This is a genomic window from Pseudomonas sp. NPDC090752 (assembly GCF_055584805.1).
Window position 1 is genome coordinate 303,489 of record NZ_JBVJLI010000001.1, and the last position, 13,806, is coordinate 317,294.

General features: G+C 63.1%; 11 protein-coding genes. 7 read left to right on the top strand and 4 right to left on the bottom strand.

Going from position 1 to position 13,806, the window contains the following annotated elements:
* Positions 1–13: 13 nt before the first annotated feature.
* Together ACZ6YA_RS01185 and ACZ6YA_RS01190 are read left to right on the top strand one after the other, a co-directional pair.
* On the top strand, positions 14–1,810 hold the full coding sequence (locus ACZ6YA_RS01185; protein ID WP_465894916.1) for a glycoside hydrolase family 15 protein: 1,797 nt from the start codon (positions 14–16) through the stop codon (positions 1,808–1,810).
* A complete protein-coding gene (locus ACZ6YA_RS01190; protein WP_465894917.1) occupies positions 1,810–2,430 on the top strand; it encodes a TetR family transcriptional regulator C-terminal domain-containing protein in 621 nt (206 codons plus the stop codon). The genes ACZ6YA_RS01185 and ACZ6YA_RS01190 overlap by 1 nt, the downstream gene beginning before the upstream one ends.
* 30 nt (positions 2,431–2,460) lie before the next feature.
* On the opposite strand, the gene preA is transcribed toward ACZ6YA_RS01190, so the two are convergent.
* The 3 genes from preA to hydA all read right to left on the bottom strand — a co-directional run bounded on the left by preA (position 2,461) and on the right by hydA (position 6,638).
* The gene (gene preA, locus ACZ6YA_RS01195; protein WP_465894919.1) at positions 2,461–3,735 is read right to left on the bottom strand and encodes an NAD-dependent dihydropyrimidine dehydrogenase subunit PreA; all 1,275 of its coding nucleotides are present in this window, start codon (positions 3,733–3,735) and stop codon (positions 2,461–2,463) included.
* Positions 3,736–5,103, bottom strand: a complete 1,368-nt coding sequence (locus tag ACZ6YA_RS01200) for an NAD(P)-dependent oxidoreductase (RefSeq protein WP_465894920.1) — start codon at positions 5,101–5,103, stop codon at positions 3,736–3,738.
* Between the two features lie 95 nt (positions 5,104–5,198).
* Positions 5,199–6,638: a dihydropyrimidinase gene (gene hydA / locus ACZ6YA_RS01205; protein WP_465894921.1), complete on the bottom strand. Its 1,440-nt coding sequence runs from the start codon at positions 6,636–6,638 to the stop codon at positions 5,199–5,201.
* A gap of 349 nt (positions 6,639–6,987) precedes the next feature.
* On the opposite strand from hydA, the gene ACZ6YA_RS01210 reads away from it, so the two are divergent.
* Both ACZ6YA_RS01210 and ACZ6YA_RS01215 read left to right on the top strand, forming a co-directional pair.
* The gene (locus tag ACZ6YA_RS01210; protein ID WP_465894922.1) at positions 6,988–8,490 is read left to right on the top strand and encodes an NCS1 family nucleobase:cation symporter-1; all 1,503 of its coding nucleotides are present in this window, start codon (positions 6,988–6,990) and stop codon (positions 8,488–8,490) included.
* 13 nt (positions 8,491–8,503) lie between these two features.
* On the top strand, positions 8,504–9,787 hold the full coding sequence (locus tag ACZ6YA_RS01215) for a Zn-dependent hydrolase (RefSeq protein WP_465894924.1): 1,284 nt from the start codon (positions 8,504–8,506) through the stop codon (positions 9,785–9,787).
* Positions 9,788–9,821: 34 nt separating this feature from the next.
* Here ACZ6YA_RS01215 and ACZ6YA_RS01220 read toward each other — a convergent pair whose 3' ends face one another.
* Positions 9,822–10,355, bottom strand: a complete 534-nt coding sequence (locus ACZ6YA_RS01220; RefSeq protein WP_465894925.1) for an RNA polymerase sigma factor — start codon at positions 10,353–10,355, stop codon at positions 9,822–9,824.
* A gap of 257 nt (positions 10,356–10,612) precedes the next feature.
* Here ACZ6YA_RS01220 and tssA point away from each other — a divergent pair, with 257 nt between their 5' ends.
* The 3 genes from tssA (at position 10,613) to tssC (ending at position 13,783) form a co-directional block, all read left to right on the top strand.
* Positions 10,613–11,626: a type VI secretion system protein TssA gene (gene tssA, locus ACZ6YA_RS01225; RefSeq protein WP_465894926.1), complete on the top strand. Its 1,014-nt coding sequence runs from the start codon at positions 10,613–10,615 to the stop codon at positions 11,624–11,626.
* Between the two features lie 59 nt (positions 11,627–11,685).
* The gene (tssB, locus tag ACZ6YA_RS01230; protein WP_465894927.1) at positions 11,686–12,195 is read left to right on the top strand and encodes a type VI secretion system contractile sheath small subunit; all 510 of its coding nucleotides are present in this window, start codon (positions 11,686–11,688) and stop codon (positions 12,193–12,195) included.
* 91 nt (positions 12,196–12,286) lie between these two features.
* Positions 12,287–13,783, top strand: a complete 1,497-nt coding sequence (tssC, locus tag ACZ6YA_RS01235) for a type VI secretion system contractile sheath large subunit (protein WP_465894929.1) — start codon at positions 12,287–12,289, stop codon at positions 13,781–13,783.
* Positions 13,784–13,806: the final 23 nt, after the last annotated feature.

A 13,806-nucleotide genomic window follows, 5' to 3' on the forward strand; every position in this document is an offset into this window, starting at 1 on the left:
TTGAGGAGATCCCATGCCCGCGCACATCGAAGACTACGCGCTGCTCGGCAATTGCCGCAGCGCCGCACTGGTCAGCCGTGACGGCTCCATCGACTGGCTCTGCCTGCCACGTTTCGATGCCCCTGCGGTATTCGCCGCGCTCTTGGGCAATGAAGAAAACGGCCGCTGGCGCCTGGCCCCCAGCGAGTCCATCAAGCACGTCAGCCGCGCATACCTGGAAGATACCCTGGTCCTTGAAACCACCTGGGTCACTGCCAGCGGCCGCGCCCGCGTGCTCGACTTCATGCCGCTGGACGAGGTCAACTCGGTGGTGCGCATCGTCGAGGGCATCACAGGTGAAACCAACTTCGAAATGGACCTGGTGCTGCGCTTCGACTACGGCCGCAGCGTGCCTTGGGTGGAAAAGCTCGACCCACTGACCCTCAGCGCCGTTGCCGGCCCCGACCGCCTGATCCTGTGCAGCAGCGTGCCCTCGCATGCGCGCGACCACCACACCGTCGCACGCTTCAGGGTAGGCGCCGGAGAGCGCCAGGTGTTCAGCCTGCGCCACCAGCCCTCGCACTTGGCGGTGCAGCCCGACTGCGACATCGACCAAGCGCTGGAACACACGGTCAACCATTGGCAGGCCTTTGCCGGGCGCTGCCCTGAGGTCGGCCCCTACAGCGCCCGGGTGCGCCGCTCGCTGCTCACACTCAAGGCCATGACCTACGCGCCCACCGGCGGCATCGTCGCCGCCGTTACCACCTCATTGCCCGAAAGTATTGGTCACGAGCGTAACTGGGATTACCGCTTCTGTTGGCTGCGTGATGCCACCATGACCTTGCTGGCATTCATGAACCTGGGCTATTTCGACGAAGCCCAGGCCTGGCGTGAATGGTTGCTGCGCTCGGTGGCCGGCAATCCCGAGCAGATGCAGATCATGTACGGCCTGGCCGGCGAACGCGACCTGCAGGAATACACCTTGCCCTGGCTGGCCGGCTACGAGCACTCGCAGCCGGTGCGCGTGGGCAACGCGGCCGCACAACAGGTGCAGTTGGATATCTACGGTGAACTGGCCGACGCCATGAGCCAGGCCATCAAGGGCGGGCTGCCCCGGCACCCGCGCAGCGCGGCGATCTCCCGTTTGATCTTGCCGTACCTGGAGCGCATCTGGCGTGAACCGGACGAAGGCATCTGGGAAGTGCGCGGCGGTCGCCAGCATTTCGTGCATTCCAAGGTCATGGCCTGGGTCGCCTTCGACCGCGCGGCGGGGTTGGCCGACACCACCGAAGAGGGCCGTGAGCGGGGTCAGCACTATCGCCAGGTGGCGGACGAGATCCGCCGTGAAGTCTGCGAACAGGGGCTAGATGCCCAGGGCCAGCATTTCGTTCAGGCCTATGGCTCGACGGAAATGGACGCTAGCCTCCTGCAGATTGCCCTGACCGGCTTCCTGCCGGTGGATGATCAACGCTTCCTGCGCACCCTGGCGCAGATCGAGCAGCGGCTGCTCAAGAATGGCCTGCTGTTGCGCTACGACAGCGACAGCTGCAGTGATGGGCTGACGCCAGGGGAGGGGACATTCCTGGTCTGCTCGTTCTGGCTGGCTGACGTGTACGTGCTGCTGGGGCGTGAGGATGAGGCGCGGGCGCTATACGAGCAACTGACCGGCCTGTCCAATGACCTCGGCCTGCTGGCCGAACAGTACGATCCGGCCGGCAAGCGCATGCTGGGCAACTTCCCGCAGGCGTTCAGCCATATAGGCATCATCAATACGGCGCTCAACCTGCACCGGGCGCAATGCCCGGCGCGGGATAGGGCGAGGTGTGGTTGATGGCGAACCACAAGATCGAAATTCGCCGGCGCAACATCGAAAAAATCCTCGTGGCCGCAGAACGGGTCTTCGCCGAGAAAGGTTATGGCGCCACCTCGATGGGGGATATTGCCGAACAGGCCGATCTGCCACGCTCCAACCTGCACTACTACTTCAGTACCAAAGATGAGCTGTTCCGTGCCGTGCTGCAGGACCTGCTGGATGTGTGGAAGCAGGACGCATTGTGCTTCGAGAATTTCGACGACCCGCGGGTGGTGCTGACCAGCTACATCCGGGCGAAGATGGGGCATTCGCGCTCGCGCCCGCTGGGGTCGAAAATCTGGGCGGAAGAGATGCTGCACGGCGCGCCGCTACTCGCGGTGAGCTTGGAGGACAGCCTGGTGCCCTGGGCGAAAATGAAAGTAGACAAGATACGTCGCTGGGTGGAGGAAGGGCGCATCTTGCCAGTGGAGCCTTCTGCGCTGTTGTACATGATCTGGGCCTCGACCCAGCACTACGCCGACTTCGGCTACCAGGTTGCGGTGCTCAATGGCGGGGAACCGCTGTCGGACCTGGCGTTCGAGAGCGCGGTGCAGACGGTGACTGGTGTGATCCTGCGGGGCATCGGGCTGGAGCCTTGAGGGGGGGCTGCGCAGCAGCCCCACCCGAGATCAGCTCGCTTCGCGGTAGGGGTTGCGCGGGTCCTGGGTCCAGTTCAGGTAGGGCTTGCCGGTATCCTGCGCCACCATGTCGATGCAGCCTTCCACCGGGCAGGTGATCTGGCACAGGTTGCAGCCCACGCACTCGTCCTCGATCACACTGTAGGCATGGGTCCCGTCTGCCTTCAGCGTGCTGGCAATGGCCTGGTGCGAAGTATCCTCGCAGGCGATATGGCAGCGCCCGCAGCCAATGCAGGCCTGCTGGTCGATGTGCGCCACCGATTGGTAGTTGATGTCCAGGTATTTCCAGTCGGTGGTGTGCCCCACGGCCTGACCGCGGAAGGCCTCCAGGTTGCGATGCCCGTGCTGGTCCATCCAGCGTGCCAAGCCGTCCTGCATGTCTTCGACGATGCGAAAGCCATGCAGCATCGCCGCCGTGCACACCTGCACGGCGCCACTGCCCAGGGCAACGAACTCGGCGGCATCTCGCCAGTTGCCGATACCGCCGATGCCGCAGATCGGCAAGCCGCGTGTCTCTGGGTCGCGGGCGATTTCGGCGACCATGTTCAGGGCGATCGGTTTGACCGCCGAACCGCAGTAGCCGCCATGGGTGCTCTGATCGCCGACGATCGGGTGGGCGACCATGCGGTCCAGGTCGACGCTGGTGATCGAGTTGATGGTATTGATCAGCGACACGGCATCCGCGCCGCCACGGTGGGCGGCGCGGGCCGACTGGCGGATGTCGGTGATATTGGGCGTGAGCTTGACGATCACCGGCAGCGAGCAGTGCGTCTTGCACCAGCGGGTGACCAGCTCCACGTACTCCGGCACCTGGCCGACTGCCGCGCCCATGCCGCGCTCGGGCATGCCATGGGGGCAGCCGAAGTTCAGCTCGATCCCGTCGGCGCCGGTGGCCTCCACCAGCGGCAGGATGAACTTCCACGATTCTTCGACACACGGCACCATCAATGACACGATCAGCGCACGGTCTGGCCAGTCTTTTTTCACCTGGGTAATTTCACGCAGGTTGATCTCCAGCGAACGGTCGGTGATCAACTCGATGTTGTTGATGCCCTGCACCTGGCGGTTGGCGCCGTAATGCGCCGAGTAACGCGACGACACGTTGACCGCCGCCGGATCCTCGCCCAGGGTTTTCCAGACTACACCACCCCAGCCGGCCTCGAAGGCACGGACCACGTTGTAGGCTTTGTCGGTGGGCGGCGCTGAAGCCAGCCAGAAGGGATTGGGCGACTTGATGCCGGCGAACACGATAGACAGGTCGGCCATTTATGCAGCCTCCACGTTGAGCATGAGTTGGGCATGAATGGCTTCGGCGGCCAGCTTGCCGTGTTGCACGGCCTGGACGGTGAGGTCCTGGCCCCGCGCAGTGCAGTCGCCGCCGGCGTACACGCCCGGCAGGCTGGTGCGCATACCCTCGTCGACCCGAATACGTTCGCCATCGCGGGCCAGTTGCGCGGCCAGCGGGTCGCTCAGGCTTTGTTCGTCGAAGCGTTGGCCGATGGCCTTGAAGATGGCGTCGGCGGCCAGCTCGAAGGTTTCACCGGTGTCGCCCAGGCTGCCGTCTGCCAATTCGGTGCGGGCGAAGCGCATGCCGCGCACGCGGCCGTTGTCGTCGAGCAGCACGGCGTCGGGGCGGGCCCAGGTGTGCAGGCGTACCTGGTTGGCCTTGGCGATGTCCTGCTCATGACCCGTGGCGCCCATGTCAGCGAAGCCACGGCGGTACACCAGGTTGACGTCGCGGGCGCCGAGGCGGCTCATCTGCACGGCCATGTCGATGGCAGTGTTGCCCGCGCCGATGACCAGGCAGCGGTCTGCCAAGGGCAGTTGCGTAAGGTCATCCGCCTGGCGCAGTTCGCGGATGTAGTCGGTGGCGGCGAGCAGGCCGGGCGCTTCTTCATCCGCCAGGCCCAGCTGGCGCACGGCGTTAAGACCGAGGCCGAGGAACACGGCGTCATATTGATCGCGCAGCTCGGCCAGGCTCAAGTTGCCGCCCAGGCGCTGGCCATGGCGGATTTCGATGCCGCCGATGCCGAGCAAGAATTCAACTTCGCGCTGAGCGTAGTCGTCTACCAGCTTGTAGCGGGCGATGCCGTACTCGTTGAGGCCGCCTGCTTTGTCACTGGCCTCGAAAACCACCACTTCATGGCCGTGCATGGCCAGGCGATGGGCGCAGGACAACCCGGCCGGGCCTGCACCGACCACGGCGATGCGTTTGCCGCTACTGGGTGAGCGCTTGAAGGGGTGTTCGCTGAAATCGGCATTGTCCACGGCGTAACGTTGCAGCTGGCCGATCAGCACCGGCGCGCACTCCTGGGCGTTGTTGCGCACGCACGCCTGCTGGCAAAGGATTTCGGTGGGGCACACGCGGGCACAGCTACCGCCGAGAATGTTTGCCGAGAGAATCCGCTCGGCGGCACCTTGCAGGTTGTCGTCGCTGATGCGGTGGATGAACGAGGGAATGTCGATCTCGCTCGGGCAGGCGTTCACACAAGGTGCGTCGTAGCAGTACAGGCAGCGCGCGCTCTCCACGGCAGCCTGGCGGGCGGTGAGGGGCGGCGCGAGGTCGGTGAATTGCTCGGCCAGTTGGTCGGCGCCGGCCCTGGGGCGCGGCAAATGGTTCAGGGCATCGATCACGGTTGTAGCCTCTCTTTTCTTTTTTGGTTTTGGCAGTCAACGGCAATACGCCGCCGTCCGGCCTCTGTGGGCCGGTCCGGCATTGCGGGGTGGCTTCAGCGCTGGACGGGCGTCGGGCGCTGTTGCTCGGCGCGCCGGCCCAGTACTTCGTACACCGAGGGATAGGCCGGGCGTTCCACGTAGCGACCGGCGCCAGGCTCGGCGCGCAGGTCGCCATCGGCCCAGACCACTCGGCCCTGGCTGATGGTGTGGCTGGGGACGCCGCGTACGGTGCGGCCCTCGAAGATGTTGAAGTCGACGCGCTGATGGTGGGTTTGGGCGGAGATCGTGCGCGTGCCCTGTGGGTCCCATAGCACCAGGTCGGCATCGGCGCCGACGCGGATGGCACCCTTGCGCGGGAACAGATTGAAGATCTTCGCGGTGTTGGTGGAGGTCAGCGCGACGAATTCGTGCATCGACAGGCGCCCACTGTTGACCCCGGCATCCCACAACACGGCCATGCGGTCTTCGATGCCGGCAGTGCCGTTGGGGATACGGCTGAAGTCGTTGCGGCCCATGGCTTTCTGCTCGGCGCAGAAGCAGCAGTGGTCGGTGGCGGTGGTGTGCAGGTTGCCCGACTGCAGGCCGCGCCATAGCGCTTCCTGGTGCTCGCGCGGGCGAAACGGCGGGCTCATCACATAGCCGGCGGCAGTGGCCCAGTCCGGGTCGCGGTAGACGCTGTCATCGATCAACAGGTGGCCGGGCAGCACTTCACCGTATACCGGCTGGCCCTTGGCCCGGGCATAGGTAATCTCATCCAGCGCTTCGCGGCTGGAGATGTGCACCACATACAACGGCGTACCAATGGTTTCGGCGATGCGGATGGCGCGGCTGGCAGCTTCGCCTTCGACTTGGGAAGGACGTGACAGCGGGTGCGCCTCCGGGCCGGTCAGCCCCTGAGCGAGCAGTTTCTTTTGCAGGTGATACACCAGTTCGCCGTTCTCGGCGTGCACGGTGGGCACCGCACCCAGCTGCAGGCAACGCTCGAAACTGGCGACCAGGGTGTCATCGGCCGCCATGATGGCGTTCTTGTAGGCCATGAAGTGCTTGAAGCTGTTCACCCCATGCTGGTTGACCAGTTCGCCCATCTCTTCGGCGACCTGCTCGCTCCACCAGGTGATGGCAACGTGGAAGCCATAGTCGCAGGCGCTCTTTTGTGCCCAGCCGCGCCAGGTATGGAAGGCCTCCAGCAGCGACTGCTGTGGGTTGGGGATGACGAAATCGATGATCGAGGTGGTGCCGCCCGCCAGCCCCGCTGCCGTGCCGCTGAAGAAATCCTCACTGGCAACGGTGCCCATGAAAGGCAGCTGCATGTGGGTGTGCGGGTCGATGCCGCCAGGCATCAGGTACTGGCCGCTGCCGTCGAGGATTTCGCAGTCGGTGGGCGGTTCGAGGTCTTTGCCGATGGCACGGATTTGGCCATCGACACACAGGACATCGGCGGGAAAGCTCTCTTCATGGGTGACCACGGTGGCGCCACGGATCAACAGGGACATGCCGTCTTCCTCGCAGGCTGACCGGTCTGGGCCGGTTCTTGGAATTGTTGTCTTGGCCCGTGATGGGGTTCAATCCTGTCAGGCCTGACAAGAATCGAGGCTAGTTGCTGGTTTGGATTTGAGCAAGAAAATATTCCCGATAAAACCTGTGGTCATTAACGTGCTGATAAACATGAATAAATCCATTCCGTAAGGTTAATGCGCGGTTCGCTAGGCTTGCTGTCGAGCTTGACAGGATCAGGAAATGGGCAAGATTTTCTGGGCGAATCCAGCATTTTCGGTCCGCGTGTACTCCGGCCATCGCATTAGCCCGATGAGCAAAAAATTAGAAAAATCTGGAGAAGGCCCCATGCAACAGAGCAGATCGCAAGTGGTCGAGCAGGACGGCTTGTTCGAGCTGTCGGCGGGCAGTGACGTGCTCGACAGCCCACGCTACAACCATGACATTGCCCCGACCAAGGTGCACCAGCGCACGTGGAACAAATGGCATATCACTGCACTGTGGGTGGGCATGTCCATCTGCGTGCCTACCTACACCCTAGGCGGTGTGCTCACCGCGTATTTCGGCCTGAGCGTGGGCGAAGCGTTGCTGGCGATTCTGCTGGCCAACTTGATCGTGCTGATCCCGCTGACCCTGAATGCTTTCCCGGGTACCAAGTACGGTATTCCGTTCCCGGTACTGCTGCGTTCATCGTTCGGCATCCTCGGCTCCAATGTGCCGTGCCTGATCCGCGCGGTGGTGGCCTGCGGCTGGTTCGGCATCCAGACGATGTTCGGTGGTCTGGCCATTCATCTGTTTTTGGGCTCGGTCTTCCCCGAGTGGAAAGCCCTGGGCGGGACCGGCGAAGTGATCGGTTTCATGATGTTCTGGGCGCTAAACCTGTGGGTGGTGCTGCGCGGCGCGGAGTCGATCAAGTGGCTGGAAACCTTGTCGGCGCCGCTGCTGGTGGCGGTGGGTTTTGGCCTGTTGTTCTGGGCGTTGCCGCACATGTCGATGAGCGAGCTGCTGGCCCAGCCACCCAAGCGCCCCGAAGGGGCGAGCGTGGTGAGTTACTTCTGCGCCGGGCTTACCGCGATGGTCGGTTTCTGGGCCACGCTGTCGCTGAACATTCCTGACTTCAGCCGCTACGCCAAAAGCCAGAAAGACCAGATTCTCGGGCAGATTTTCGGCCTGCCGCTGACCATGTTCCTGTTCGCCGCATTGGGCGTGGTGATGACCGCAGCGTCGGCGTCGCTGGTGGGTGAAACGGTGTCCGACCCAGTGAGCCTGATTGGCAAGATCCACAGCCCAGGCTGGGTGGCTCTGGCGATGGCGCTGATCGTGATCGCCACATTGTCGACCAACACCGCCGCCAATATCGTCTCGCCGACCAACGACTTCCAGAACATCGCGCCGCGCCTGATCGGGCGCAGCCGCGCCGTGTGGCTGACCGGTTTCATCGGCTTGGCGCTGATGGGCCATGAGCTGCTCAAGAAGCTCGGCTTGATTGTTTCCGACCTGAGCCTGGAGAGCGTCTATTCCAACTGGTTGCTCGGTTATTCCAGCCTGCTGGGGCCGATTGCCGGGATCATGGTGGTGGACTATTTCCTGATCCGTCGGCAGAAGCTGGACCTGGCCGGGCTGTACCGCGATGACGTCTATCCAGCCTGGAACTGGGCAGGCTTCGCCGCCTTTGCGCTACCGGTGGCGCTGACCGTGATGGCCATCGGCAACAGCAGTTTCAGCTGGTTCTACGACTATGGCTGGTTTACCGGATCGCTACTCGGCGGGGCGCTGTATTACGCGCTTGGTGGGGTAGCGGTGCGTGGCCCAGTGCCGCCCGTGATCAATGCTGATAACAAGAATGCCTGAGGAGATACGACCGATGACCCCAACCAAGGATGTCCTCCAATCCACCGAACGCCACATCAACAGTGAGCGCTTGTGGCAATCGCTGATGGACCTCGCCCGCTTCGGTGCCACGCCCAAGGGGGGTGTCTGCCGCCTGGCACTGACTGACCTTGACCGCCAGGCGCGCGATCTGTTCGTTGAATGGTGCGAGGCCGCTGGCTGCACCGTTAGCATCGATGGGATCGGCAATATCTTCGCCCGCCGCCCCGGGCGCAATCCCACACTGCCACCGGTGATGACCGGCAGCCACATAGATACTCAACCTACCGGCGGCAAGTTTGATGGCTGCTTTGGGGTGATGGCGGGCCTGGAGGTGATCCGCACCCTCAATGACCTCAACGTCGAAACCGAGGCCCCGTTGGAAGTGGTGGTGTGGACCAACGAGGAGGGCTCGCGCTTCCCGCCGTGCATGATGGGATCGGGGGTGTTTGCCGGCAAGTTCACCCTGCAGGACACCCTGGCCAAGCACGACGCCCAGGGCGTGACGGTGGGCGAGGCGCTGGATGCCATCGGCTACGCCGGCCAGCGGGCAGTGCTGGGCCACCCGGTGGGCGCCTACTTCGAAGCGCACATCGAGCAGGGGCCGATTCTTGAAGACCAGGCCAAGACCATCGGTGTGGTGCTCGGCGCCCTTGGGCAGAAGTGGTTCGACCTGACCTTGCGCGGCGTAGAAGCCCACGCCGGCCCGACGCCAATGCACCTGCGCAAGGACGCCCTGGTCGGCGCCGCTGCGGTAGTCGAGGCAGTCAACCGCGCTGCACTGGCTCATCAGCCGCATGCCTGCGGCACGGTCGGTTGCTTGCAGGCTTACCCCGGATCACGCAATGTGATCCCCGGCGAAGTGCGCATGACCCTGGACTTCCGTCATCTCGAGGGCGAGCGTCTGGACTCGATGATCGCCGGCGTGCGCGCGGTGATCGACGCCGTCTGTGCCAAGCATGGCCTGAGCCATGAGTTGATTCCCACGGCCGATTTCCCTGCCTTGTACTTCGACCGTGGTTGCGTCGACGCTGTGCGCACTTCGGCGCAAGCCCTGGGCTTGCCGCACATGGACATCGTCAGCGGGGCAGGGCATGACGCCATTTTCCTGGCCGAGCTGGGGCCTGCCGGGATGATCTTCGTGCCCTGCGAGAATGGCATCAGCCACAATGAGATTGAGAACGCCGCGCCCGAGGACCTGGCCGCAGGTTGCGCGGTGCTGCTGCGGGCAATGCTGGCGGCATCGGAGGCGATTGCCAGTGGCCAACTGGCCGCCTGATACGGTGGCGAATGAGCGATCCAGGGCTCGCCTGCTAAGCCTGCAGCACTCGGGGCGCCTGGTGGTTTTCCTCAAGCAGCGTGCCGATCGCTTGCCTGGCACGAAATATTCGGCTCATTACCGTGCCGATTGGGATACCGAGGATCTGCGCGGCTTCTCGGTAGCTGAAACGCTCGACTGCAACCAGCAACATGACATCGCGCTGGCCATCGGGCAGGTTGTTCAGCGCAGTGAGGATCTGTTGGTGCATCAGCTCGGTTTCCGGGGTGGGCGCGTTGGGGTCGCTGATCGACTCGATAGCGGTGTCATCCCACTCCGTACGCGAGCGGCTGCGTATCCGGCGTGAGCGTACCTCGTTGATCCAGCTGGAGTGGACGATGGCGTAGGCCCAGCTCAAGGGAGAGGAGCCTGGCTGCAGTTGGTGGGCGCGCTCAAGAGCACGCATGCAAGCGAATTGCACCAGATCTTCAGCATCATGATGATCGCCTGAGAGACGCAGTGCGAATGCCCATAGCTGGGGTAACAGGGTGGGCAGCAAGGTGGGCAGGCAGACGCCATCGTTGGGCATGGTTCTTTGTTCCAGTTTGAGGTGGGCTGGCAGGCAGATGCCTTGATTGCCGGTTGGCGGAGCCCCCTCGCATGCCCTTGGACGTCACTGTCATCGAACCGGTTGTTCACACCCGGTTAGTTAAGAACCGAGTCATTACCGGTGGCACTACCAAGCGTTTCCTCCTGAACTCCCGCAGGCGTTGGTCCGGCCGCTGGGAATAAACCTCGTCGCCCATGTGTTCTCCCCTCAGAACTTGCATTGCGACGGATATACCCATGCACCTTCCCCGTCACCTGGCCCACTTGGCCGAACCTTTGAGTACTGACTGCCCTTGCGGCGAAAGCCTGGAATACGACGCTGACTATCTCGTGCTGGAGGTTGAAGTGCAGGGCAGGCCGGAAGTCGAGTACGGCAACACGCTCACCGAGGCCATCGCGCCGGACTGGAAGCGTGTGCACCCGCTCGCTCTGGCCCTGACCAGCCGCAGCCGGGATTTGCGTCTGGCCGTGCACCTCACCCGGGCCGAACTGCATCTGCATGGCATCGCCGGTCTGGCTGCCGGCCTGGTGCTGGTCGAGGGCTTGCTGGCCGACCACTGGCAACATGTGCATCCGCAACTGGACCCGGACGACGACAACGATCCACAACTGCGCGTCAACATCCTCGCCAGCCTGTGTGACGAAGCAGGCCTGCTTCAGGAGCTGCGCGCGGCACCGCTGGTCGAGGTGGCGTCCTTGGGCCGGGTCAGCCTGCGCGACATCGATTTGGCCAATGCCGATGTGAGTGACGCCGACCCCGCAATTGCCTCCCGGGCGATGATCGATGCCGTGTTGCGGCAAGTGGGGCATGAGCATTTGCAGACCGTACTTGAGCACCTGGAACAGGCGTTGAGGAGCAGCAAGCACATCGAGGCGCTGTTGACCGAGCGTGTCGGCTTTGCCTGCGCCATTGATATGGGGGCCCTCCCGGCGATGTTGCTGCGTGCCGCCGAAGCACTGCGCCAGCGCATGCCGCAACCAACCAGTGAGCAGCCGCAACCTGCGCCGCAAAGCGCGACGGGTGGCCTGCGAATGCAGGGCGATATCACCAGCCGCGAGGACGTGCGCCAGGGGCTGCTGGCTATTTGCAGCTACTTCGCCCTACACGAACCCACAAGCCCTGTTCCCCTGTTGTTGCAGCGTGCGTGCAAGTTGCTGGACTTGAACTTCATCGAGCTGCTGCGGGACTTGGCGCCTGATGGCTTGGACCAGATGGCCAAGGTCAGCGGCATCCGCTACGACGATCACTGACCCCAAGTCAGACCAGGCCTGTTCACCCCATCGATGCCACTCACAGGAGTTGTAGCCACATGACAGAAAGCAGCCAGAAGTTCATTGCCCGTAACCGAGCGCCGCGGGTGCAGATCGAATATGACGTGGAGATCTATGGCGCAGAGAAGACCGTTCAATTGCCATTCGTCATGGGGGTTTTTTCTGATCTTTCCGGCACACCGGAAGAGCCGTTGCCGCCGGTAGCCGAGCGCCGGTTTCTCGAAATCGACATCGACAACTTCGACGACCGCCTCAAGTCAATGAAGCCCCGCGTGGTTGCGCAAGTACCCAACACCCTGACCGGCGAAGGCAACCTGGCGGTGGATATCACCTTCCAAAGCATGGACGACTTCAGCCCCGGTGCCGTGGCGCGCAAGGTACCCGGGCTCGAAGTACTGCTGGCTGCGCGCAACCAGCTATCGAACCTGCTGACCTACATGGACGGCAAGACCGATGCCGAGCAATTACTGGCACGGGTGCTCAGTGACCCTGCGTTGCTGCAGGCCCTGGGCAGCGCGCCCAAGCCGACCGATCCAGCCGCCGACTGATAGTCCGGCCCAATGACCGACACCTGACCTGGCTGGGACTTCGCAGTACCGGCAGGTAGCCCCATGAGCCCTAGAAACGAGGGATGCAGTAATGTCCACCGCCCAAGCGCACGAGCCGCTGGTACCGACGGCGACCGAGGATGGCGATCAAGGCGATTTCGCCAGCCTCTTGAATAAAGCGTTCAAACCCAAGACCGAACGGGCGCGTGATGCCGTTGAAAGTGCTGTCCGCACGCTGGCCGAACAGGCCCTGCAGCATACGCCGCCGGTCGCCGGCGATGTGCTGGTGACCATCAGCGGTATGATCGCTGAACTCGATCGCAAGCTGTCCGAACAGGTCAATCTCATCATTCACCAGGATGCGTTCCAGTCGGTGGAAAGCGCCTGGCGTGGCCTGCATTACCTGGTCAGCAACACCGAAACCGACGAATCGCTGAAGATCCGTGTGATGAACATCTCCAAGCAGGAGGTGCACAAGACCCTGCGCAAATTCAAGGGCGTCGCCTGGGACCAGAGCCCGGTCTTCAAGAAGCTCTACGAGGAGGAATACGGCCAGTTCGGTGGCGAGCCTTATGGCGCGTTCGTAGCCGATTACTACTTCAACAACAGTGCGCCGGACGTCGAATTGCTGAGCCAGATGGCCAAGATCAGCGCGGCCACCCATTGCCCATTGATTGCAGCCGCCGACCCCAGCGTGATGCTGATGGACTCGTGGCAGGAGCTGGCCAATCCGCGCGACCTGACCAAGATCTTCCAAACCCCGGAACATGCGGCGTGGCGCAGTTTCCGCAGCTCGGAAGACGCGCGCTACGTTGGCTTGGCCATGCCGCGCTTTCTGGCCCGTGCGCCGTATGGAGCGAAGACCAACCCGGTGGAGGAATTCGATTTCGAAGAGATCACCAGCGCAGCGGGCTGCAAGGATTTCACCTGGGCCAACGCCGCCTACGCCATGGCGGTGAACATCAATCGCTCGTTCAAGCACTTCGGCTGGTGCTCGCAGATTCGCGGCATCGAGTCTGGCGGTGCGGTAGAGGGCCTGCCGGTGCACACCTTCCCGACCGACGATGGCGGCGTCGACATGACCTGCCCAACCGAGATCGCCATTAGCGACCGCCGCGAGGCAGAACTGTCCAAAAACGGCTTCATGCCCCTGGTACACAAGAAGAACAGCAACCTGGCAGCGTTCATTGCCGCGCAATCGCTGCACAAGCCAGCCGAGTACGACGACCCTGACGCCACCGCCAACGCCAACCTGGCGGCGCGTCTGCCGTATTTGTTCGCCACATGCCGCTTCGCCCATTACCTCAAGTGCATCGTGCGCGACAAGGTCGGCTCGTTCAAGGAGCGCGCCGACATGCAGGTGTGGCTCAACAACTGGATCGGCCGCTACGTCGAAATCAACCCAGCTACCGCCTCCGAATCGGACAAGGCACGCAAGCCATTGGCTGGCGCCGAAGTGGTCATTGAGGAGGTCGAGGGCAACCCCGGTTACTACAACTCCAAATTCTACTTGCGTCCGCACTATCAGCTCGAAGGGCTGACGGTGTCGTTGCGCCTGGTTTCCAAACTGCCTTCGGCCAAAAGCTGACGGCGTTGTCTCGCTGCACTCCA